This window comes from Micromonospora sp. CA-111912 (assembly GCF_050948415.1).
Lineage (GTDB): Bacteria > Actinomycetota > Actinomycetes > Mycobacteriales > Micromonosporaceae > Micromonospora.
Map to the genome: position 1 here is coordinate 3,142,552 of NZ_CP192007.1, position 20,848 is coordinate 3,163,399.

The 20,848-nt window shown below is 72.2% G+C and carries 16 protein-coding genes; 12 read left to right on the top strand and 4 right to left on the bottom strand.

Going from position 1 to position 20,848, the window contains the following annotated elements; genetic code table 11:
- Positions 1–8: 8 nt before the first annotated feature.
- Complete coding sequence (locus ACQPZO_RS13030) at positions 9–995, top strand: LacI family DNA-binding transcriptional regulator (RefSeq protein ID WP_433350080.1); 987 nt, start codon at positions 9–11, stop codon at positions 993–995.
- Positions 992–1,633, top strand: coding sequence for a M23 family metallopeptidase (locus tag ACQPZO_RS13035; RefSeq protein WP_433350082.1), 642 nt, complete (start codon positions 992–994; stop codon positions 1,631–1,633). The genes ACQPZO_RS13030 and ACQPZO_RS13035 overlap by 4 nt, the downstream gene beginning before the upstream one ends.
- Positions 1,634–1,710: 77 nt before the next feature.
- On the opposite strand, the gene ACQPZO_RS13040 is transcribed toward ACQPZO_RS13035, so the two are convergent.
- Positions 1,711–2,454, bottom strand: coding sequence for a YqjF family protein (locus tag ACQPZO_RS13040; RefSeq protein WP_433350084.1), 744 nt, complete (start codon positions 2,452–2,454; stop codon positions 1,711–1,713).
- A gap of 217 nt (positions 2,455–2,671) precedes the next feature.
- Here ACQPZO_RS13040 and ACQPZO_RS13045 point away from each other — a divergent pair, with 217 nt between their 5' ends.
- From ACQPZO_RS13045 to ACQPZO_RS13065, 5 genes are all read left to right on the top strand, one after another.
- A complete protein-coding gene (locus ACQPZO_RS13045; protein WP_433350086.1) occupies positions 2,672–4,930 on the top strand; it encodes a catalase in 2,259 nt (752 codons plus the stop codon).
- A 263-nt stretch (positions 4,931–5,193) separates the two neighbouring features.
- Positions 5,194–6,741: a multiple monosaccharide ABC transporter ATP-binding protein gene (mmsA, locus tag ACQPZO_RS13050; protein WP_433350088.1), complete on the top strand. Its 1,548-nt coding sequence runs from the start codon at positions 5,194–5,196 to the stop codon at positions 6,739–6,741.
- A complete protein-coding gene (mmsB, locus tag ACQPZO_RS13055) occupies positions 6,738–8,036 on the top strand; it encodes a multiple monosaccharide ABC transporter permease (RefSeq protein WP_433350090.1) in 1,299 nt (432 codons plus the stop codon). The genes mmsA and mmsB overlap by 4 nt, the downstream gene beginning before the upstream one ends.
- A gap of 53 nt (positions 8,037–8,089) precedes the next feature.
- Entirely contained in the window at positions 8,090–9,190 is a 1,101-nt protein-coding gene (locus ACQPZO_RS13060; RefSeq protein WP_433350092.1) for a substrate-binding domain-containing protein, read from the top strand.
- A gap of 110 nt (positions 9,191–9,300) precedes the next feature.
- On the top strand, positions 9,301–10,566 hold the full coding sequence (locus ACQPZO_RS13065) for an ROK family protein (protein WP_433350093.1): 1,266 nt from the start codon (positions 9,301–9,303) through the stop codon (positions 10,564–10,566).
- 3 nt (positions 10,567–10,569) lie between these two features.
- Here ACQPZO_RS13065 and ACQPZO_RS13070 read toward each other — a convergent pair whose 3' ends face one another.
- The gene (locus ACQPZO_RS13070; RefSeq protein WP_433350095.1) at positions 10,570–11,184 is read right to left on the bottom strand and encodes a TetR/AcrR family transcriptional regulator; all 615 of its coding nucleotides are present in this window, start codon (positions 11,182–11,184) and stop codon (positions 10,570–10,572) included.
- A 108-nt stretch (positions 11,185–11,292) separates the two neighbouring features.
- Between ACQPZO_RS13070 and ACQPZO_RS13075 the strand changes: the two genes are divergently transcribed.
- The 4 genes from ACQPZO_RS13075 to ACQPZO_RS13090 all read left to right on the top strand — a co-directional run bounded on the left by ACQPZO_RS13075 (position 11,293) and on the right by ACQPZO_RS13090 (position 15,592).
- Positions 11,293–11,760 (top strand): MarR family transcriptional regulator, encoded by a 468-nt coding sequence (locus ACQPZO_RS13075; RefSeq protein WP_433350097.1) that lies wholly within the window; start codon positions 11,293–11,295, stop codon positions 11,758–11,760.
- Positions 11,757–13,400: an MDR family MFS transporter gene (locus ACQPZO_RS13080; protein ID WP_433350099.1), complete on the top strand. Its 1,644-nt coding sequence runs from the start codon at positions 11,757–11,759 to the stop codon at positions 13,398–13,400. The genes ACQPZO_RS13075 and ACQPZO_RS13080 overlap by 4 nt, the downstream gene beginning before the upstream one ends.
- Positions 13,401–13,551: 151 nt before the next feature.
- Positions 13,552–14,403, top strand: a complete 852-nt coding sequence (locus ACQPZO_RS13085) for a phosphatase PAP2 family protein (RefSeq protein WP_433350101.1) — start codon at positions 13,552–13,554, stop codon at positions 14,401–14,403.
- Between the two features lie 316 nt (positions 14,404–14,719).
- Complete coding sequence (locus ACQPZO_RS13090; RefSeq protein WP_433350103.1) at positions 14,720–15,592, top strand: hypothetical protein; 873 nt, start codon at positions 14,720–14,722, stop codon at positions 15,590–15,592.
- A gap of 124 nt (positions 15,593–15,716) precedes the next feature.
- Here ACQPZO_RS13090 and ACQPZO_RS13095 read toward each other — a convergent pair whose 3' ends face one another.
- A complete protein-coding gene (locus tag ACQPZO_RS13095) occupies positions 15,717–16,949 on the bottom strand; it encodes an ATP-grasp domain-containing protein (RefSeq protein WP_433350105.1) in 1,233 nt (410 codons plus the stop codon).
- A 454-nt stretch (positions 16,950–17,403) separates the two neighbouring features.
- On the opposite strand from ACQPZO_RS13095, the gene ACQPZO_RS13100 reads away from it, so the two are divergent.
- Positions 17,404–19,842: an ATP-binding protein gene (locus ACQPZO_RS13100; protein ID WP_433350107.1), complete on the top strand. Its 2,439-nt coding sequence runs from the start codon at positions 17,404–17,406 to the stop codon at positions 19,840–19,842.
- 211 nt (positions 19,843–20,053) lie between these two features.
- On the opposite strand, the gene ACQPZO_RS13105 is transcribed toward ACQPZO_RS13100, so the two are convergent.
- Positions 20,054–20,740 carry a hypothetical protein gene (locus ACQPZO_RS13105; RefSeq protein ID WP_433350109.1) on the bottom strand — a complete coding sequence of 229 codons (687 nt, stop codon included), beginning with the start codon at positions 20,738–20,740 and terminating at the stop codon, positions 20,054–20,056.
- Positions 20,741–20,848: the final 108 nt, after the last annotated feature.

Genomic DNA, 20,848 nt, shown 5'->3' on the forward strand with positions numbered 1-20,848 from the left:
CCATCGCGATGATCGCGCGCCTGGCCGGCGTCTCCGTGCCCACCGTCTCCCGGGTCATCAACGGCCGCTCCGACGTCGCCCCACAGACCCGGGAACGCGTCGAGGAACTGCTAACCCGGCACGGCTACCGCCGCCGTTCACCGCGCCGGCGGCCCAGTACCGCCCTGATCGACCTGGTCTTCAACGACCTCGACAGCCCCTGGGCGGTGGAGATCATCCGAGGGGTGGAGGACGTCGCGCACAGCAGCGGAGCCGGCACCGTCGTCTCGGCCATCCACCGGCGCACCTCCTCGGCCAAGCAGTGGCTCGACAACATGCGTACCCGCTCCACCGAAGGGGTCATCTTCGTGACCTCGATGGTCGCGCCCCCGTTGCAGGCCGAGCTGCGCCGGCTCAACGTTCCGGTGGTCATCGTCGACCCCGCCGGGGTGGCCCCGCAGGAGGCGACCACCATCGGCGCCACCAACTGGGCGGGCAGCCTCGGCGCCAACCAGTACCTGCTCGGCCTCGGTCACCGCCGCATCGGCTTCATCGCCGGCCCGCCGCAGCTGATGTGCAGCCGCGCGCGGATGGACGGCTACCGGGCGGCGCTCGACGCGGCCGGCGTCGCCGTCGACGACGCGCTGATCCGCCCCGGCAACTTCTACCACGAGTCCGGCTACGCCGCCGGCACGCAACTGCTGGCGCTGCCCGACCCGCCGACCGCCATCTTCGCCTCCAGCGACCAGATGGCGCTCGGCGTCTACGAGGCGGTCCGCAAACGTGGCCTACGGGTGCCCGACGACATCAGCGTGGTCGGCTTCGACGACCTGCCCGAGGTCCGGTGGTGCTCCCCGCCGCTGACCACGGTCCGCCAACCGCTGGCCGAGATGGGCATGCTGGCCGCGCGCACCGTGCTGCGGCTGGCCCAGGGCGAGAAGCTCGAGAGCCCCCGCCTCGAACTCGCCACCGAACTCGTCGTCCGCGACAGCACCGCACCACCCCGGCAGCGATGACGACCGGCCACCCGACCAGCCCGCGCGCCCGCCGCAACCGGCTCCTCCGCGTCGGCCTCGCGCTCGGCGCGCTCGTGGCCGTCGTCGTCGCCGCCGCGGTCGTCGTCCCGCTGCTGCTGCCGCCGGGCCCGCGCCCGTCCTTCCAGCTCCCCGTCGCGTGCGGCGAGACCTGGCAGCTCGGCACCTACCCGGGCCACGACGACTACGACGTCGACCTGTTCCCCACCGAGGGCAAGGCGTGGGGGCGGCCGGTGCTCGCGTCCGACGCCGGCACGGTCACCGAGGCGGGGATCAACGGGTCCCTCGGCGGGCGCACCCCGGACGACCCGGACGGCCCGCGCGGCCGGGGCGGCGGGTACTGGGTGAAGATCGACCACGGCGGCAAGTGGGAGACGCAGTACCTCCACCTGCTCGAACCGCCGCTGGTCCGGGTCGGTCAGCGGGTGGCCCGGGGCGAGCAGATCGGGCGGGTCGGCAGCACCGGCAACTCCGGGGCGCCGCACCTGCACTACGAGCAGCGCCGGGGCTGGCAGAAGGTGGAGACCCACTTCGACGGCGCACCGTCCGGCATCACCCACGACGACACCGAGTACACGGTCACGCGTACCAGCAACAACTGCGGCCCCGGGGTGCCGTAGCCGCTGACCGCCGGCCGGCTCGGCAATGTCGATCGTGGACCGCGCCCGGCAACGCCGTGCGGGTGGGCGCGGCGTGGTCAGCCGGTCCGGGGCAGGGCGGCCGGTGGGCCGAAGACGACCGGGACGCCGGGGGAGTGGAGCACGCTCACCGGCGGACCTGCCGGCGCCGGCAGCCCGGCGGCGGTGACCAGCTCGTCGTCCAGGTGCAGCAGCTCGGCCCGGTGCAGCGGCCAGCGTGGATGCCAGTTCGGCAGGTGCAGGGTGCGCCCGTACGCCCGGGTGTGCAGCGCCCAGCGGGCGGTGACGAAGTGTTCCAGCGGCGTCGGGTCGGTGATCGGCTCGCCCACCCGGACGACCATCCGGCTCGTCGTGCCGGCCGGGCCGGGCCAGCGACGCCGGCACCGGTAGGTGCGGAGGTCGCCGTCGCGGTCCAGCCGCATCGACGACCACAGGTACGGCAGCCGCAGGGTCGCCCGGGCGACCAGCACCGGGACGAGCCGAGAGGCGTCGAGCGAGCGGAACACCACGGCCCGGCGGCCGGTGTCGTCGACCGAGTAGAGCCGCACGTTGGTCTCCCAGAAGGTGCCGAGGTACGGCACCCCCGGTCCCCGGCCGAGGCCCAGCCCGACCATCCGGAAGCCGATCAGCCCGACGTGGGCGACCCCGCCGAGGGTGTCCGGGCGGGTGCCGGCGGGCAGCAGCGGTGCGACGAGTTCCGGTTCGACCGCCCAGTGCAGGAAGGTGAGGTCCTCCCAACGCTGCCGCAGGACCCTCCGGCGGAACGCCCGATCGGGTGCGGGATCGACCCGCTCGATGTCCACCCGCCCATCGTGTCGCCCGTCGGACCCGCCGGGCAACCGTCACTCGGCGAGACCCGGGGCGGCGCGGGTGCCGCAGGTGCGGGTGGGCTGCATCACCGCTGAGTGCCGGCCCGGTGGCCTCTCCGTGCCGGAACACGCCCGGTCCGTTTTGCTCGCGCGAACGGGGGTACCGCGCAGGAGCCTGCAAAACAGCCGCTCCACGGAGGTAACAGAATAAATGAGCAGTAATCCCGCTAAGGCAGTCAAGGGTGTCGTGGAGGCAGCCACGGGAAAGGTGGCCGACATCCTGACCCCGGACGTGCCCGGCGCGCCGGGCAGCGCCCCACCGACCGCTGTGGAGCCGACGACGCCACACGACCCGCTGCCACCGAAGAAGGAGCAGGGGGCCCCGGAGACGCGCACCCCGACCGGCGCGAGAACCGGCGCGCCGTCGACCGCGAACGGACAGCAGGGCGCCTTCCTCACCACCTCGCAGGGGGCGCGGCTGCGCGACACGGACCACTCGCTGAAGGCCGGGCCGCGCGGCCCGGTGCTGCTCCAGGACCACCACCTGCGCGAGAAGATCACCCACTTCGACCACGAGCGCATCCCCGAGCGCGTCGTGCACGCCCGGGGGGCCGGGGCGCACGGCGTGTTCACCGCCTACGGCTCCGCCGAGGCGGTCACGAGGGCCGGCTTCCTCAAGAAGGGGCGGGAGACCGACGTCTTCGTCCGGTTCTCCACCGTCCTCGGCTCGCGCGGCTCGGCCGACACGGTCCGCGACACCCGCGGCTTCGCGACGAAGTTCTACACCGACGAGGGCACGTTCGACCTGGTCGCCAACAACATTCCGGTGTTCTTCATCCAGGACGCCATCAAGTTCCCCGACGTCATCCACGCCGGCAAGCCGCACCCCGACCGGGAGATCCCACAGGCCCAGAGCGCGCACGACACGTTCTGGGACTTCGTCTCCCTGCACACCGAGGCGCAGCACCACACGATGTGGAACATGTCCGACCGGGGCATCCCGCGCTCGTACCGGACGATGGAGGGCTTCGGCGTGCACTCCTTCCGGCTGGTCAACGAAGCCGGGGAGACCGTGCTGGTCAAGTTCCACTGGAAGCCCAAGCTGGGCGTGCACTCCCTGACCTGGGAGGAGGCGCAGCTGCTCGGCGGCATCGACCCGGACTTCCATCGCCGGGACCTGTACGACGCGATCGAGGCCGGCGCGTACCCGGAGTGGGAGCTCGGCATCCAGGTCTTCCCCGACACGCCGGAGGAGACGTTCGCCGGAATCGACCTGCTCGACCCGACCAAGATCGTGCCGGAGGAGCTCGCCCCGGTGCAGCCGATCGGGAAGCTGACGCTCAACCGCACGCCGACGAACTTCTTCGCCGAGACCGAGCAGGTCGCCTTCCACGTCGGCCACCTGCCGCCGGGGATCGACGTCACCAACGACCCGCTGCTGCAGGGCCGGCTGTTCTCGTACGTCGACACGCAGCTCACCCGGCTGGGCGGCCCGAACTTCTCGCAGATCCCGATCAACCGCCCGCACGCCGCGGTCAACGACATGCTGCGCGACGGCTTCCACCAGCACGCCGTCCACGCCGGGGTGGCGCCGTACCGGCCGAATTCGCTCGACGGTGGCAACCCCTTCCCGGCCGGCGACGCCGAGCACGCGTTCGTCGACGTGCCGGTGACGGTGGCGGAGGCGCCCAAGGTGCGCGCAAACCCGGCCTCGTTCGACGACCACCACAGCCAGGTCCGCCTGTTCTGGCTGAGCATGTCGCCGGTCGAGAAGGAGCACATCATCCGCGCCTACACCTTCGAGCTGGGCAAGTGCTACCACCAGGCGATCAAGGAGCGTCAGCTCCAGAGCCTCGCCAACATCGACCCGGTGCTCTGCGCGCAGGTGGCCGCCGGCCTGGGCCTTCCCGCGCCGGAGCCGACCGCGCCGCTCGCCGACGTCGCGCCGAGCCCCGCGCTGTCCCAGGTGGGCCGGCAGTGGCCGACCGACGGCCGCACGATCGGGATCGTCGTCGGCCCCGACAGCGACCTCGACGGCGTCGGCCAGGTGCGCCGCGAGGTGCTCGCCGCCGGCATGGTGCCGCTGCTGATCGCCCCGCACGGCGGCATGGTCGGGGACCTGCCCGTGCAGCGGACCTTCGCCACCGGCCGGTCCGTCGAGTTCGACGCGCTGCTGCTGGCCGCAGCGCCGGCACCGGCGCCGGACGCGCTGCCCGCGCGCGACGCCAAGGCGGGCGCGGCGGACTCCGCGTCCGTGGACCCGCGCGTGCTGCTCCTGGTTCAGGAGTGCTGGCGGCACGCCAAGGCCGTCGGCGCGTGGGGCGACGGCGTCACGGTGCTGGACCAGGCGGGGGTGACGGGCACGCCGGGCGTGGTCACGGGTGGCTCCGGAACCGAGGTCTTCACCACCGTGGGGCAGTTGCTGGCCGCGCACCGGGTGTGGGAGCGGTTCCCCGCATCCGTCGCCTGACAGGCCCGTCCGTTCGCAGACGAGGGGTCGTCCTCCGCATCGTCGGGGGGCGGCCCCTCTCCCGTCGCACGGCCCGCGCCCGCCCCGGGTGAGCGGCGGATGACGCCCGAACCACCCCCCGCATTGCCGGATTGTTACATCTCAGGGCCGGCCGAGCCTTGCGGTTGACCCTTCGCCGGAATACGTTGCCTCCAACAACAAAACCAGGTGAAGGTTTTTCCCCTTCCGGAGGTATCGATGATGTTGGCGAGGTGGTGCGAACGATGAGCGACGTACCCATCCTCCTGGAGATGCGCTCCATCACCAAGGAGTTCCCCGGAGTCAAGGCCCTCGCCGACGTCAACCTGGTGGTGCGCGCCGGCGAGATCCACGCCATCTGTGGCGAGAACGGCGCCGGCAAGTCCACGCTGATGAAGGTGCTCAGTGGGGTCTATCCGTACGGCACCTACGACGGCCAGATCATTTACCAGAGCGCGGAGACCCGCTTTTCCGACATCCGCGCGAGCGAGAGCGCGGGGATCGTGATCATCCACCAGGAGCTCGCGCTCATCCCGGACATGTCGATCACCGAGAACATCTTCCTCGGCAACGAGCCGCGCAGGCGGGGCGCGATCGACTGGAAGTCCGCGAACCGGATGGCGCTGGACCTGATGGCCCGGGTCGGCCTGACGGAGAACCCGGACACCCTGATCAAGGACATCGGTGTCGGCAAGCAGCAGCTCGTGGAGATCGCCAAGGCGTTCGCCAAGGACGTGAAGCTGCTCATCCTGGACGAGCCGACCGCCGCGCTGAACGAGGCCGATTCCCGGCACCTGCTGGACCTGCTGCGCGGCTTCCGCTCCCGGGGCATCACCTCGATCATGATCTCCCACAAGCTGAACGAGATCGAGGCGATCGCCGACCAGATCACCATCCTGCGCGACGGCCGGACGGTCGAGACCCTGGACGTCAAGGCCGACGGCGTCGACGAGGACCGGATCGTGCGCGGCATGGTCGGCCGCGAGCTCAGCAGCCGGTTCCCGGACCACACGCCGAAGATCGGCGAGGTCTTCTTCGAGGTCCGGAACTGGAACGTCCGGCACCCGATCTCCGCCGACCGCCAGGTCTGCAAGAACGAGAGCTTCGTCGTACGACGCGGCGAGATCGTCGGCTTCGCCGGGCTGATGGGCGCGGGCCGCACCGAGCTGGCCATGAGCGTCTTCGGCCGCTCCTACGGGGTGTACGAGTCGGGCACGATCATCAAGGACGGCAAGGAAATCGTGCTCAAGTCGGTGGCGGACGCGATCGCCCACGGGCTCGCCTACGTCAGCGAGGACCGCAAGGCGATCGGGCTGAACCTGCTCGACGACATCAAGACGTCGACGGTGGCCGCCAAGCTGTCCAAGATCTCGCGCCACGGCGTGCTCGACGAGGTCGCCCAGTACCGGGCCGCCGAGGCGTACCGCAAGGAGTTGCGGACCAAGGCCCCCACGGTCGACGAGGGCGTCTCCAAGCTCTCCGGCGGCAACCAGCAGAAGGTCGTCCTGGCGAAGTGGATGTTCACGGATCCGGACCTGCTGATCCTCGACGAACCGACCCGCGGCATCGACGTGGGCGCCAAGTACGAGATCTACGGCATCATCCAGCGGCTCGCCGACCAGGGGAAGGGCGTCGTCGTCATCTCCTCGGAACTGCCTGAGCTGATCGGGCTCTGCGACCGCATCTACACCGTGTTCGAAGGCGCCATCACGGGCGAGATCGCCCGGGCCGATGCGGACCCGGAGACCCTCATGAAGCAGATGACCTCGACGAAGAAGATGCAGACACGATGAGCCGGATCAAGGACCTTCAGAAGAACCTGTTCGGAGGCACGACCTCCAACGCCCGTCAGTTCGGGATGATCTTCACACTGGTCGCGATCGTCGTCCTTTTCCAGATCCTGACCGACGGCCTGACCCTGCGATCGGACAACCTGATCGCGCTGTTCCAGCAGAACTCGTACATCCTCATCCTCGCCATCGGCATGCTGATGGTGATCGTGGCCGGGCACATCGACCTGTCGGTCGGCTCGGTCGCCGCGATCGCCGGCATCCTGGTCGCCAAGTCGATGGCCGACTGGTCCCTGCCCTGGCCCGCCGCCATCGCGTTCGGCCTGGTGATCGGTGCGATTATCGGGGCCTGGCAGGGCTTCTGGGTGGCCTACATCGGAGTGCCGGCGTTCATCGTCACCCTGGCGGGCATGCTGCTCTTCCGGGGCGGCAACCAGTTCATCGGCAACGCGAACACCATCCCGGTGCCCGAGGGCTTCCGGGTGATCGGCTCCGGGTTCCTGCCCGAGGTCGGCCCGAGCACCGGCTACAACAACCTGACGCTGCTGCTGGGGCTGGCCGCGTGCGCGGCCGTGGTGTGGCGGGAGCTCCAGTCGCGCCGGACGCGTCGGGAGATGGACGCCGACGCGGCCCCGATGTGGATCTCGATCCTGCGGATGGCCGTGATGATCGGCGTGATCGTCTTCGCCTCGCTGCGCTTCGCCAGCGGTCGCGTCGGCACCAGCTTCCCGGTCTCCGGAATCATCCTGGTGGCCCTGGTGCTCGCGTACTCCTTCTACACCCGCAACACGGCGGGCGGCCGGCACATCTACGCGGTGGGCGGCAACTCCCGGGCCGCCGAGCTGTCCGGCGTCAAGCTCAAGCGGGTCAACTTCTTCGTCATGATGAACATGTCCGTGCTGGCAGCCCTGGCCGGCATGATCTTCGTGGCCCGTTCGGCGGCCTCCGGTCCGCAGGACGGCAACGGCTGGGAACTGGACGCGATCGCCGCGGTGTTCATCGGCGGTGCGGCCGTCGCCGGCGGCATCGGGACCATCAGCGGCTCGATCGTCGGTGGTCTGGTCATGGCCGTGCTCAACAACGGCCTGCAACTGATGGGCGTCGGCACCGACCGCGTCCAGATCATCAAGGGCCTGGTCCTGCTGCTGGCCGTCGCGATCGACGTCTACAACAAGAGCCAGGGACGGTTCTCCGTCATCGGCAGCCTCACGCGCTCGTTCCGCCGTGACGGTTCCGGCCCTCCCACCGCGTCCCCCAAGGTGGACCGCGAGCCCGGCCGCACCAAGGTGCCCGGCTGACGCCCACCGACCTTCTCTTCCCGTATCACCTCCGTAGAAGGGCATTACTGCTCATGCGTAACTTCCTCGGCAAGTCGGTGGCCATCGGTGCCATCGCAGCGCTGGCCCTCACCGCCTGCGGCTCCGGCCGCGACGAGGAGTCCGGCAGCTCCGGCGGCGACGCCAAGGGCTTCGCGGCCAACTCCCTGATCGGCGTGGCCCTTCCGGCCAAGACCTCGGAGAACTGGGTCCTCGCCGGTGACCTGTTCACGAACGGCCTCAAGGAGGCCGGGTTCACCAGCGACGTGCAGTACGCGGGCGCGTCGACCACGGTTGCCGACCAGCAGGCGCAGATCACCGCCATGGTCACCAAGGGCGCCAAGGTCATCGTCATCGGCGCGACCGACGCCGCGCAGCTGTCGACCCAGGTCGCCGCGGCGCACCAGGCGGGCGTGAAGGTCATCGCCTACGACCGGCTCATCACCAACACCCCGGACCTCGACTACTACGTCGCGTTCGACAACTTCAAGGTCGGCCAGCTCCAGGGCCAGGCCCTGCTGGACGGCATGAAGGCCAAGAAGCCGAACGGCCCGTACAACATCGAGCTGTTCTCCGGCTCGCCGGACGACAACAACGCCGGTGTCTTCTTCAACGGCGCGATGGACGTGCTCAAGCCGGAGATCGACAAGGGTAACGTCGTCGTCGGCTCGAAGCAGGTCGACGTCAAGCAGACCGCCATCCAGGGCTGGAAGGCCGAGGGTGCGCAGGCCCGCATGGACCAGCTGCTGACCTCGACGTACGGCAGCAAGGAGCTGGACGGCGTCCTGTCCCCGAACGACACGCTCGGCCGCGCGATCATCACCTCGATCAAGGGTGCGAACAAGCCGATCCCGGTCGTCACCGGCCAGGACTCCGAGGTGGAGTCGGTCAAGTCCATCATGGCCGGCGAGCAGTACATGACGATCAACAAGGACACCCGGACCCTGGTCAAGCAGACCATCACCATGGTGAAGTCCCTGCAGGCCGGCGAGACGCCCGAGGTGAACGACACCAAGTCCTACAACAACGGCAGCAAGGTCGTCGACACGTACCTGCTCCCGCCGGTCGCCGTCACCAAGGCCACCGCGGCCGAGGCCTACGCGAACGACCCGAAGCTCGCGCCGCTCACCAAGTGAGCACCGCGAGGTAGCCAGCGGCGAAGGGTCCCGGAGTCCACGTCCGGGGCCCTTCGCCGTGACAGCGTCCACCAGCGACGCCGAGCCGACCCGGGGGAGGAGGCCCGACCGTGGCGACACCCACCCGGTCCCGGCAGGCGCGGGTCGGCCGCGACCCGGACCTTGCCGCGCCGGGGGCGCCCGGCGTGACCCAGGAGGAGACCCGCCGGCGGAACCTCGGCGCCGTGCTGCGGCACGTCCACGTGCACGGCCCGACGTCCCGCGCCGAGCTGACCAGCCGGCTCGGCCTCAACCGCAGCACCATCGGGGCGCTCGCGGCCGACCTCGCCGCCGCCGGGCTGGTCCTCGAGGAGGCGCCGACCACCGCCCGCCGGGCAGGCCGGCCGTCGCTGGTGGTGCGCCCCCGCTCGGAACAGGTGTACACGCACGCGTTGAGCGTCGAGGCGGACCGGCTGCGCGCCGCCCGCATCGGCCTCGGCGGTCGCATCCTCGACCTGCGCGAGGTCGACAGGCCCGGCGGGATGTCGACCTTCGACGCGATCGGCCCGCTGGCCGGCCTGGTCCGCGACATGCAGCGCGCCGTCACCGGCGACGCGCTGCTGGTGGGCGGCGCGGTCGCGGTGACCGACACGACCCGTGACCGCGACGGGAGGATCCGGATCGGGGGGCCCGACGAGGCGCTGCGCGCCGCGTTCGAGGCCGGACTCGCCGCGGGCCCGGGGCTGGTCGCCGGGGACCTGGCCGACATCGCCGGAGTGGCCGAACACGTCCGGGGCGTGGCGGTGGGCGTCGACGACCTCGTCTACCTGCACGGCGATCTCGGGGTCAGCGCCGGCATCATCGTCGGCGGCCGGCTGGTGGCCGGCCACCGGGGGCATGGCGGGAAGGTCGGCCACATGGTGGTCAACCCGTACGGCCTGCCCTGCGGCTGCGGCTCGCGTGGCTGCTGGGAGACCGAGATCGGTGGGGCGGCGTTGCTGCGGCATGCCGGCCGGGAGCCGGGCGGGCCACCGGCGGTCGTCGAGGTCCTGCGCGCGGCGGCCGGTGGCGACCGGGCCGCCCAGGCGGCGGTGCGGCAGGTCGCCGACTGGCTCGGCTTCGGCGTGGCCAACCTCGTCAACGTGGTCAATCCGGGCGTAGTGGTGTTCGGCGGCTCGTTGCGTGACATCTACGCCGTCGGGGCGGACACCGTCCGCCGTCGCCTGGACGCCATGGTGCTGCCCGCCTTCCGCGAGCACCTGCGGCTGCGGGCGGCGACGCTCGGCCGCGACGGTGCCCTGATCGGCGCCGCCGAGCTGGCCTTCGCCGAGCTGCTGGCGGACCCGCTGAACGTCGGGGCCGCGGGCCGGTCGGGGACCGACCCCACACCGGCCTGACCGTCAGTCGGTGCCGGCTGCCCGGCCCGGGGTGCCCGTCGCGGGCGCCGCCTCGGCGAGCGCGATCCGGATCGTGTCGAGCAGCGGACCGTCCGGGTGCTCGATCCACTGCTGGATTGCGACGCGCAGGGTGGCCAGGCAGGTCGCCGCCAGGACCCGCGACCGCAGGGCCACCTCCGGCCCGGTCAGCCGGTGCGTCAGCTCGGCGGCCAGCTCCCGTTCGACCGTCGTGTACGCCGCCACCTGGTGGGCGAGCAGGCCCGGGTGCCCGCGCACCCGTCGGCGTTGGGCCAGCCAGGTCGGCGTCAGGTCGCCGTACATCTCGGTGGTGAGGTGCTCCGCCGCGCGGCTGAGCACCGTCCACGGCTGTTCGGCGGCCGGCTGGTCCCGGATCAGTTCCAGCATCCGGCGCAGCCGCACGGTGTCGCCGTGGAAGATCGCCTCTTCCTTGCTGGAGAAGTAGTTGGAGAACGTCCGCCGGGAGACGTCGGCGGCGTCGGCGATCGCCTCGACGGTCACCCGGTCGAGGCCCTCCTCGGCGGCGAGGCGCAGGGCCGCCTCGTGCAGGGCGAGGCGGGTGGCCGCCTTCTTGCGTTCCCGTAGCCCGGCCTCGCGCATGCCGTCAGGCTACGCGATGGTGACCTAGTTCTCAATGCGCAAGTTTGCCTGCTGCGCAAGATTGCTGGATAGTTGCATGCGGCAACCATCGACACCGGGAGGGTAAGCGTGGAAACCACCGCCCGCGAACTCGGAATTCGATTGTTCGACCTGCTCAAGAACGTGCGGGTAATCAAGCAGCGGCGAGCCGACGAGCGGCCGTCCGTGCCGATCGGCATGGTCGGCATGCTCCTCCAGATCGAGCAGCGCGCCAGCGGCTGCCATGCCAGGGAGTTGGCCTCCCGCACCGGGCTCGACCCGTCGACCGTCAGCCGCGCCGTCGCCTCGCTCGTCTCGCACGGCCTGGTCGAGCGGCGCGCCGACCCGGCCGACCGGCGGGCCAGCTGGCTGGCCATCACCCCGAAGGGGCAGGGCGCCCTGGCCGACGCCCACGGCTGGTACGGCGAACTGCTCGAGCGGGCGCTCGCCGACTGGACTCCCGGCGAAGTGGCGGCGCTGTGCGCCGCACTCGACCGGTTCACCCGCGACCTCGATGTCGCTCTCGGAACCAACGACAACCTGGAGGACGCGCGATGAGCGCACCCACCACCGCGGCGGCAGACGCGCCGATGACCCATCGGCAGACGCTGGAGGCACTCAGCGGCCTGCTGCTGGTGCTCTTCGTCGCCATGCTGAGCGGCACCGTCGTCTCGACGGCGCTGCCGAAGATCATCGGGGCGTTGGACGGCTCGCAGATCCAGTACACCTGGGTGGTCACGGCCACCCTGCTCACCGCGACGGCCACCACCCCGATCTGGGGCAAGCTGGCCGACCTGTTCAACAAGAAGACCCTGGTGCAGGTAGCCATCGTCGTCTTCCTGGTCGGCTCGGTGGTCGCCGGCTTCGCGCAGAGCGCCGGCCAGCTCATCGCCGCCCGCGCGTTCCAGGGCATCGGCGTCGGCGGCCTGCAGGCCCTCGTCCAGGTCGCCATCGCGGCGATGATCCCGCCCCGCGAGCGCGGCCGGTACAACGGCTACCTCGGTGGCGTGATGGCCGTCGCGACGGTCGGCGGACCGCTGCTCGGCGGCCTCATCGTCGACACGTCCTGGCTCGGCTGGCGCTGGTGCTTCTTCGTCGGCGTGCCCGTCGCCGCGATCGCGCTGGTCCTGCTCCAGATGACCCTGCGGCTGCCCACCGTCCGGCGCGAGAACGTCAAGATCGACTACCTGGGCGCGAGCCTGATCGCCGCCGGCGTCAGCGTGCTGCTGATCTGGATCTCGTTCGTCGACAGCTCGTTCGCGTGGGTGTCCTGGCAGTCCGGCGCGATGGTCGGCGGCACCGTCCTCCTGCTGGGCCTGGCGACCTGGGTCGAGTCGCGGGCGGCCGAGCCGGTCGTCCCGCTCAGCATCGTCCGGCAACGCACCACGGCCCTCGCCATCCTCGGCAGCCTCGCGGTCGGCATGGCCATGTTCGGCGGCGCCGTCTTCCTCGGCCAGTACTTCCAGATCGGGCGCGGCTACAGCCCCACCGAGGCGGGCCTGCTCACCATCCCGATGATGGCCGGCGTCCTCGGCTCATCCATCATCGCCGGCCGCATGATCACCAACTCCGGCAAGCTCAAGCCGTACATCGTCTTCGGGGCGGTCGTCCTCGTCATCGGGTTCGGCATGCTCGGCACCATCGACCACGAAACGTCGCTCGTCCTGATCGGCGTGGCCATGTTCATCGTCGGCACCGGCGTCGGCATGACGATGCAGAACCTCGTCCTCGCCGTGCAGAACACCGTGGCGCTCAAGGACATCGGTGCGGCCAGCTCCACCGTCGCGTTCTTCCGTTCCCTCGGCGGCACCATCGGCGTCTCCGTACTCGGCGCCGTCCTCGCGCGCCGGGTCAGCGACCAGGTCACCCACGACCTCACCGCCGCAGGGATCCCCGCATCCGGCAGCGGGGGCGGCAGCCTCAACCTCGAGGTCCTGCCCGAGCCCGTGGCGAACATCATCCGCGCGGCGTACGGCGACGCGACCGGGCACATCTTCCTCATCTCGGCCGCCATCGCCGTCGTCGGCATCATCGCGGCGCTCCTGCTCAAGCCGGTCAACCTGCGCACGAGCCTCGACCTGCCCGACCCGGCGAGGTCGGCGGCCGTCGGCGCCGACGCCGTCGACGGCGCGCCAGCCTTCGACCAGGTGAGCGTCGGCTCCGGCGGGACGGGACGCCCGCCCGCCGCCGGCGCCTGACGTACGGCCCGGCGCCTGACGTACGTACCCGGGGCCGCCACCGTCCGACGACGGTGGCGGCCCCGGCCTGTGTGGAGCGTCGGGTCGGGCGTACGCTGCCGATCCGCTTAGCGAGGGCCGTCACCACGGCCGTGACCGAGTCGAGGGACCCGTGGAAACTGCCGAGGCCGCACCGGCCCCGCTCGCGGTGCCCGGCCGGCGGCGCGGCCCGCTGCGCCGGGCGATGCGCGAGCTGACGCTCGTGGCCGTGCTGTTCCTGGCATACAAGGTGGCGCGCGTCGCCGTGGTCGGCCGGGTGGCGACCGCGGTGGAGAACGGGGAGTTCGTCTGGCGCCTGGAGCGCCTGCTCCGGCTGCCCAGCGAGGCCGTCGTCCAACTCCCGCTGCTCGCGGGCGACCTGCCGGTGCGCCTGGCCAACAGCTACTACGCCTACGTGCACTTCCCGGCCACGGCGGCGTGCCTGGTGTGGCTGTACCTGCGCCGCCCCGCGCACTACCGCTGGACGCGCCGAGCGCTGGCCGGGCTCACCGCCGCCGCGCTGGCCCTGCACCTGCTCGTGCCGCTGGCCCCGCCCAGGCTGACCCCGCTGACCGCAATGGTCGACACCGGCAGCCGGTACGGGCCCGCCGTCTACGGCGCACCCGGCGCCGACGACCTGAGCAACCAGTACGCCGCCATGCCGTCCCTGCACGTCGGCTGGGCCGTCGCCGTAGCCGTCGCGCTCGTCGCGGCCACCGCCGGGCGGCTGCGCTGGCTGTGGCTGGCGCACCCGATCGCCACGGTGCTGGTCGTCGTCGGCACGGGCAACCACTACTGGCTGGACGGCGTCGTGGCCGCCGCCCTGCTCGCCCTGGTCCTGTTCCTGCTGCCCGGGCCCGTCCCCGCCCGCCGGCCCGCCGGCGGACCTCGGAGCGACCCCGCCGCCTCGGGCCGGATGGCGGGGCCGGCCCGGTGCCGGGCGGCGTCCCGACGCGGTACGCGGCGGCGGGTACGGGCGCGGTGAGGGCGTCGGCGGGCGCATTCGGGCGCAGTAACTTTCGTCACAGCCTGCAATCGGCCCACCGGGACCCGAGGCGAATGGTCCCACGGCGCGGATTCCCTTTGCCAACGGGCATCACCGGGTCCCCGGTGCCCCTTCGGCGGCACCGGGGACGGCCACGGAACTGCTCGACCCTGTCTGCGCAGAGTGACGGACTGCGGCCCATTCGGGCCGGCGGTGGCCCGTCGCGGTAGCCGGCAGGTGCCCGGGCTTGTGCGGCTCACTACCCTGTTCATGTTCATCGTGCATGGGCACCCGTCGACAGCGATAAGGGCTTCAGATGACCCACAGTCAACCTCCGTACGGAGGGCAGCCGGACCCGAACGTCACTCCATGGAGCGGGCCGCCGGCCCCACCGGCTCAGCCGGGCGGATACCCCGCCTACGGCCAGCCGCCGCCGCAGTTCGCCACCCCCGTGCCGCCGCCGCAGAAGTCGAACCGGGGGCTGGTCATCGGGCTGTCCGTGGGCGCCGCCGTGGTCGTCCTGCTCGCGCTGTGCGGCACCGGCATCGGGTTTCTACTCGTCAACGATGACGACGAGGACCCCAAGCCGATCGCGTCCGCGTCCACGCCCGCGAACCCCACCGACGGCCCGCAGCCGAGCACGGACCCCTCGGCGGAGCCGCAGCCGTCCCAGTCGCAGGAGCAGCCGAACAACAACAACGGGGTGACCGCCCGCTACTCCAGCGAGCTGTCCGCGGTCTGCGACGGCGGCCAGATCCTGAACGCGGCACCGTACAACGGCCCGTCCGGCGCCAAGGCGTACGCCTTCTCGAACTCTCCTGACCGGCCGTCGTCCTGGTCGTCGAAGTCGGTGAGCTCGAACAAGCCGTACTACGCCAAGTCGGCCGACTTCCAGACGGTGTCCGTGGTCGGGTGCCTGAAGGTCGTGGCCGGCAGCGAGGGCGCGCCCAAGGAGTGCAACTACAAGGACAGCGCGGGCAAGACCGTGGCCGTCTCCTACATCTCCTCGCGCTACACGCTGACGTTCTACGCGGCGAAGACCGGCGAGAAGATCGGCGACGGCGGCACCGTGAGCGCCCCGGCCAACCGTTGCCCGAGCTTCATCTCGTACAACAAGACCACCATGAAGTCGTACGCCGCGCCGGACAGCGGCAGCATCGAGGCGGCGCTGGACAAGTTCCTGTCCTGAGTCGGCCCGCCGGACCGGGAAGGGGCGGGACACCGCCCCTTCCCGGTCCGGGCGACCGGCGTGGCGCCCCGCTCGTCGGTGGCCCCACCGCCGAACCCGTCCTGACGGGCGAGGGCGAGACGGGTCAGGCGGCGTCCGGCGGCAGGATGCGCAGGCGCTCCTGCACCGCGTCCAGCGCTGCCAGGCACTCCTGGCGGTCGTCGGCCACGACCGTGGCGTAGGCGACCCGGCCCACCATCGTGCCCTTCGGCGGCGGCGACAGTGTGGCGCCCGGCTCGGCCAGCACGACGAACCGGTCGACTGCGGGCGGCAGGCCGCCGTCGACGCGCACCGACCCGACGGCCGTGTCGTCGTGCTCCGGGTAGAAGAATCTGATCGCCGCGACCCGGGCCGCCGGCTGCACCGTGCGCGGCTGCCGGCCGCAGGCGACCGCCGCCGCCGCCAGCCCGGGGTCGGTTCCGCCGACGAGCAGCCCGAGATACGGGATCAGGTCGCCGCCGACGCGCGCGTTGACTTCGATCACCCGCGGGCCGTTGGCGGTCAGCCGCAGCTCGGTGTGGGTCATGCCGTCGGTGAAACCGAGCGCGGCGTGGGTGTCCCGCAGCAGGGCGAGCAGCTCCGGATCGGTCAGCAACGGGTCGGCGCCGTCGACGAGGTGGCCGACCTCCTCGCAGTACGGCGCGAAGCCGAGCTGCTTGTGGCCCACGCAGATCGGCCGCACCTCGCCCCGGAACACCGCCGCGTCGACGCTGATCTCCGGCCCGTCGGCGTACTCCTCCCACAGGATCCCCCAGTCGTCGGCGGGGACCTCGGGCAGCGCGGCGTGGCCGGTGTCGGCGATCGCGAACCCGGCGGCCACCTCCGCCGGAGAGCGCACCACCGTGACCCCGATGCTGCCGCCCAGCGCGCGGGGCTTCAGCACGGCCGGGTACCCGGTCGACCGGCCGGCGGCCAGCGCCGCGTCGACGTCGGCGACCGGCAGCGAGCGTGGCTGCGGCACGTTCCGGGCGGCCAGCGCCAGCCGGGTGCGGTGCTTGTCCCGGCAGCGGGCCACCACCTCGGGGTCGCCGCCGGGCAGCCCGAGCGCCTCGGTCACCCGCGAGGCGCCCAGGATCCGGGTCTCGTCCCAGCAGATCACCCCGTCGATGCGGTTCTCGGCCGACACGGCGCGGGCGGCGGCGGTCATGGCGTCCACGTCGAGGGTGTTCAGCACCGTCCAGCCGTGCAGGTACTCCCGTTCCCAGGCCGGTTCCCGGTCGCAGAACAGGTGCACCCGGTAATCCTGGCTGATGCTGTTCAGCAGGTACTCCCGGAACCACTGTCCGCCGGGGGTCACCACCAGAAGCTGAGGTTTCATGCCGGTTCTCCTTGGTCGTGGCGGGGGCGGCGGCGAAGCCGAGGACCCTCGCGATGGCCCGACCGCGACCAGCAACGCGTTGGCCGTCACGGCCGGCCGCATCAGTCGCACCGCCCACCCGGCTCGTCAGGAACTCGGGGGAGCACCAACCGCAGGAGCACCGTCCACGGTAGCGGCTCAGGGGCGGCCTCGCTGTCCGCTGTCCGGCAGTCACGCACACCGCCGTTCCCAGCGTGCTGCCGGCCCGGCCCGGCCCGCGCGGAACTGCGGCGTCTCCGGTCGCCCGTCCACTGTGGTGACCGGAGCCCGTCCGCGGGCGGCCGGCCGGAGCCTTGGCAGCGGCGGCGGTCGGCCATTCCTCGGCGGGCCACCGGCGGTCGGGACAGCACCGGCCCCGGGTGGCTACCCTGACCCCAGCTCATCGAAGCTCGTCCGTGTGTCGGGAAGGTGGGACGTGGGGGAGACCGGTCGGGACGCGCTCGTGGTGTTCGTCGGCGAGCTCACGCGGCTCCGGACGCTCGCCGGGGGACCGTCGTTGAACACGCTGGTCGCGGTCGCCGCCGGGCTGGGGCGACGGCTCGCCCGGTCCACCCTCAGCGACAAGCTCAACGCCAAGTCCCTGCCCGAGTGGGACTTCGTCGTCGCGTACGTCGACGCCTGTCGCGCCCACGCCGAGCAGGTCGGCGCCCGGCTGCCGGCGGAGCTGACGGAACTCGCCCGGTGGGAGGACGCGCACTGGCATCTGTTGCGGGCGGCCGACGCCGCCCGGGCCGGCGACCGGCTCGGCGGCGCGGCCCGGGCCCAACTCGGCCGCCGGGCCCGGGCCGCGCCACCGCCCGAGCCGGTCGGCCGGGACCGGCGGACGCCCGGGCAGTGGATGGTGCCCCGGCAACTGCCCGCGGCGGTGCCGCACTTCGTGGGGCGGGCGTCCCAGCTCGCCGCGCTGACCGCGCTGCTGGCCGACCCGGCCGCTGCCCCGGGCCCGGTGCTGATCTCCGCGATCGGCGGGACGGCGGGGGTCGGCAAGACCGCCCTCGCCGTGCACTGGGCACACCAGGTGGCCGACCGGTTCCCGGACGGGCAGCTCTATGTCAACCTGCGCGGGTTCGACCCCGACGGGAGGACGACGAGCCCGGCGGAGGCGCTGGGCGGTTTCCTGGAGGCGCTCGCGGTGCCGCCGGAGCGGACCCCGACCGGACTCGCCGCCCAGGCCGGGCTCTTCCGCAGCCTGCTGGCCGGCCGGCGGATGCTCGTGCTGCTGGACAACGCGCGCGACGCCGACCAGGTGCGACCACTGTTGCCCGGCTCGCCGGGCTGCCTGGTGCTGGTGACCAGCCGGCACCGGATGCCGGGCCTCGTCGCCGTCCAGGGCGCCCACCCGCTCGCCCTGGACCTGCTGTCCGCCGCCGAGGCCCGCGAGTTGCTGTCCCGACGCCTCGGCGCGGTCCGGGTGGCCGACGAGTCGGACGCGGTGGACCGCATCGTCGGGGCGTCGGCGGGGCTGCCGCTGGCCCTGGCCGTCGTCGCCGCGCGGGCCGCCACCCAACCGGAGTTCCCGCTCGCCCGGCTCGCCGACGAGTTGGACGACAACCGGGGCAGCCTCGACGGGTTCTCCGGCGGGGAGGCCGCCGCCGACGTGCGGTCGGTGCTGTCCTGGTCGTACCAGAGCCTGGAGCCGGCCGCGGCGGCGCTGTTCCGGCTGCTGGGGCTGCACCCCGGCCCGGACCTCTCCGTCGCGGCCGCCGCCAGCCTCGCCGCCACCACCGTCGCGCGGGTCCGGGAACCGCTGGCGACCCTGACCCGGGCGAACCTGCTCGCCGAGCCCACCCCCGGCCGGTACGCCCTGCACGACCTCCTCGCCGTGTACGCCGCCGAGCTGACCCGGACCACCGACCCCGAGCCCGTGCGCCGGGCCGCGCTGGGCCGGCTGCTCGACCACTACCTGCACACCGCCCACGCCGCGGACCTGCTGCTCTACCGGCACCGCGACCACATCGACCTGCCGGCGGCGGACCCCGGCGCGGCGCTGCCGGAGCTGCGCGACCGCGACGGGGCGTGGGCCTGGCTCACCGCCGAGCACCGGGTGCTGCTCGCCGCCGTCGCCCTCGCCGCCGGCAACGGCTTCGGGGCCCACGCCTGGCAACTCGCCTGGAGCGTCAACACCTACCTCGACCGGGTGGGGGCCTGGCAGGACCAGTCGACAGCTCAGCAGTTGGCGCTGCGCGCCGCCGCGCAGGCGGGCGACCGCAACGGCCAGGCCCGGGCGCACCGCAACCGCGCCGTGGCGTGCCTGCGGCTGGGCGCCCACGACGAGGCCCGTGCGCACCTGGAGCAGGCCCTCGACCTGCACGGTGCGCTCGGCGACCACGTCGGCAGCGCCCGGACCCAGCTCAACCTCGGCATCCTGGCCGAACGGCAGGGCCACCACCGGCAGGCCCTCGGACACGCGCAACGCGCCTTCGACCTGTTCGAGACCGCGGGTCACGCCTACGGTCAGGGCAACGCGCTCAACAACATCGGCTGGTACCACATCCAACTCGGGGACCACCGGCGCGCGCTCGACTACTGCCGGCGGGCCCTCGCCCAGCAGCAGCGCGCCGGCAACCGGTACTGGGAGGCCCACGCCTGGGACAGCCTCGGCTACGCGCACCACCACCTCGGCCAGGCCGCGGAGGCCGTCGACTGCTACGAACGCGCGCTCGCGCTCTGGCGGGAGGCCGGCGAGCGCTACTTCGAGGCCACCACGCTGACGCACCTCGGCGACACCCGCCACGCCGCCGGGGCTGCCGGGGCCGCCCGCACCGCCTGGCGTCGGGCGGTCGACATCCTCGACCGGCTCGGTCACCCGGACGCCGACCAGGTTCGGGCCAGGCTGGCCCCCGACGCTTGCTAGCTAGCAGACGGTGGGCATCTCCGGCTCGCCACCGGATCCGTCAGCGGAGCGTGGCAATACGACCGGACACGCGACCGGACCATCGCCACCGACGTGTCGCACGGTGTTCGGCCCAGGTAACGATCTTCAGGCGAGCGTCGGAGCGGAAGTGGCGGCGGTGGACGTACCGCAGTTAGGTGTGGGCGCTCGGAGCGGGTGACTCCGTGAGCTTTCACCGGTCGCCGTGACCCGTGGCGATCGCGACCGCCTCGACCACCCGTCGGGCCGCCGCTGGGTCATCGGCGAAGCTGGCGGCGGCTCCGAGGTCGACCGGCGGCCCGCCAGCGAGGCTCGCGGCCACGGCGATCATTCGCCGGTCACGGTCCGGCACGTCGGCGGTCGCCGCGAATCCGACCACCGCCGACCAATCGGTGACCTGCCCCATCCGCACGATCTCGTCGTCCCACAACAGATCCAGGATCCGCACGAGGTCACCGAAGCCCGGCTGGTCCGGGAGCCCGGTGAAGGTCAGCAGGTGCACGGCGGCCCGCTGGCCGAGCAAGGCGCCGGTGGCGATGTCGGTGCGCAGGGCGATCCGAATCGCGTCACCGGTGAATCCCGAAGCGAAATCCGGCGGGGGAGGCCTCCGATGCAGCGGCGGCGCCGTATCGGGGTCGGCCAGCAACTCCGCCACCCGCAGGCACTCCACACACGGCGGCAACGCGGCGATGTCGACGTACGTGTCGCTGCGATGCATTTCGTAGGCAAGGTCGATCGCCCACTGGTCATGGCCCCAGACCGGACGCTCCGGAGCCGAACACAGCGTGAGACCCGAATACCCGTGATCCCCAGCGCGGTCGAGAGCGAGATCCACCGACAGGTGCTGGAATGTGCCGTCCGTACACGGCCGAGGTGTCATCGGGTCCTCCTCACCACCGGATGCTTCGCCGGTCGCCCGTGACAACGAAGTCTACCTTTCTCGGCCCGGATTCTGGTTGGTCGACTACTCGGCGAAAGATCCATGGGC

Bases quoted from the DNA above. Each gene is read 5' to 3' on its own strand.
- ACQPZO_RS13030 (WP_433350080.1), top strand. From the start codon at position 9: ATGATCGCGCGCCTGGCCGGCGTCTCCGTGCCCACCGTCTCCCGGGTC.
- ACQPZO_RS13035 (WP_433350082.1), top strand. From the start codon at position 992: ATGACGACCGGCCACCCGACCAGCCCGCGCGCCCGCCGCAACCGGCTC.
- ACQPZO_RS13045 (WP_433350086.1), top strand. From the start codon at position 2,672: ATGAGCAGTAATCCCGCTAAGGCAGTCAAGGGTGTCGTGGAGGCAGCC.
- mmsA (WP_433350088.1), top strand. From the start codon at position 5,194: ATGAGCGACGTACCCATCCTCCTGGAGATGCGCTCCATCACCAAGGAG.
- mmsB (WP_433350090.1), top strand. From the start codon at position 6,738: ATGAGCCGGATCAAGGACCTTCAGAAGAACCTGTTCGGAGGCACGACC.
- ACQPZO_RS13060 (WP_433350092.1), top strand. From the start codon at position 8,090: ATGCGTAACTTCCTCGGCAAGTCGGTGGCCATCGGTGCCATCGCAGCG.
- ACQPZO_RS13070 (WP_433350095.1), bottom strand. From the start codon at position 11,184: ATGCGCGAGGCCGGGCTACGGGAACGCAAGAAGGCGGCCACCCGCCTC.
- ACQPZO_RS13080 (WP_433350099.1), top strand. From the start codon at position 11,757: ATGAGCGCACCCACCACCGCGGCGGCAGACGCGCCGATGACCCATCGG.
- ACQPZO_RS13090 (WP_433350103.1), top strand. From the start codon at position 14,720: ATGACCCACAGTCAACCTCCGTACGGAGGGCAGCCGGACCCGAACGTC.
- ACQPZO_RS13095 (WP_433350105.1), bottom strand. From the start codon at position 16,949: ATGAAACCTCAGCTTCTGGTGGTGACCCCCGGCGGACAGTGGTTCCGG.
- ACQPZO_RS13105 (WP_433350109.1), bottom strand. From the start codon at position 20,740: ATGACACCTCGGCCGTGTACGGACGGCACATTCCAGCACCTGTCGGTG.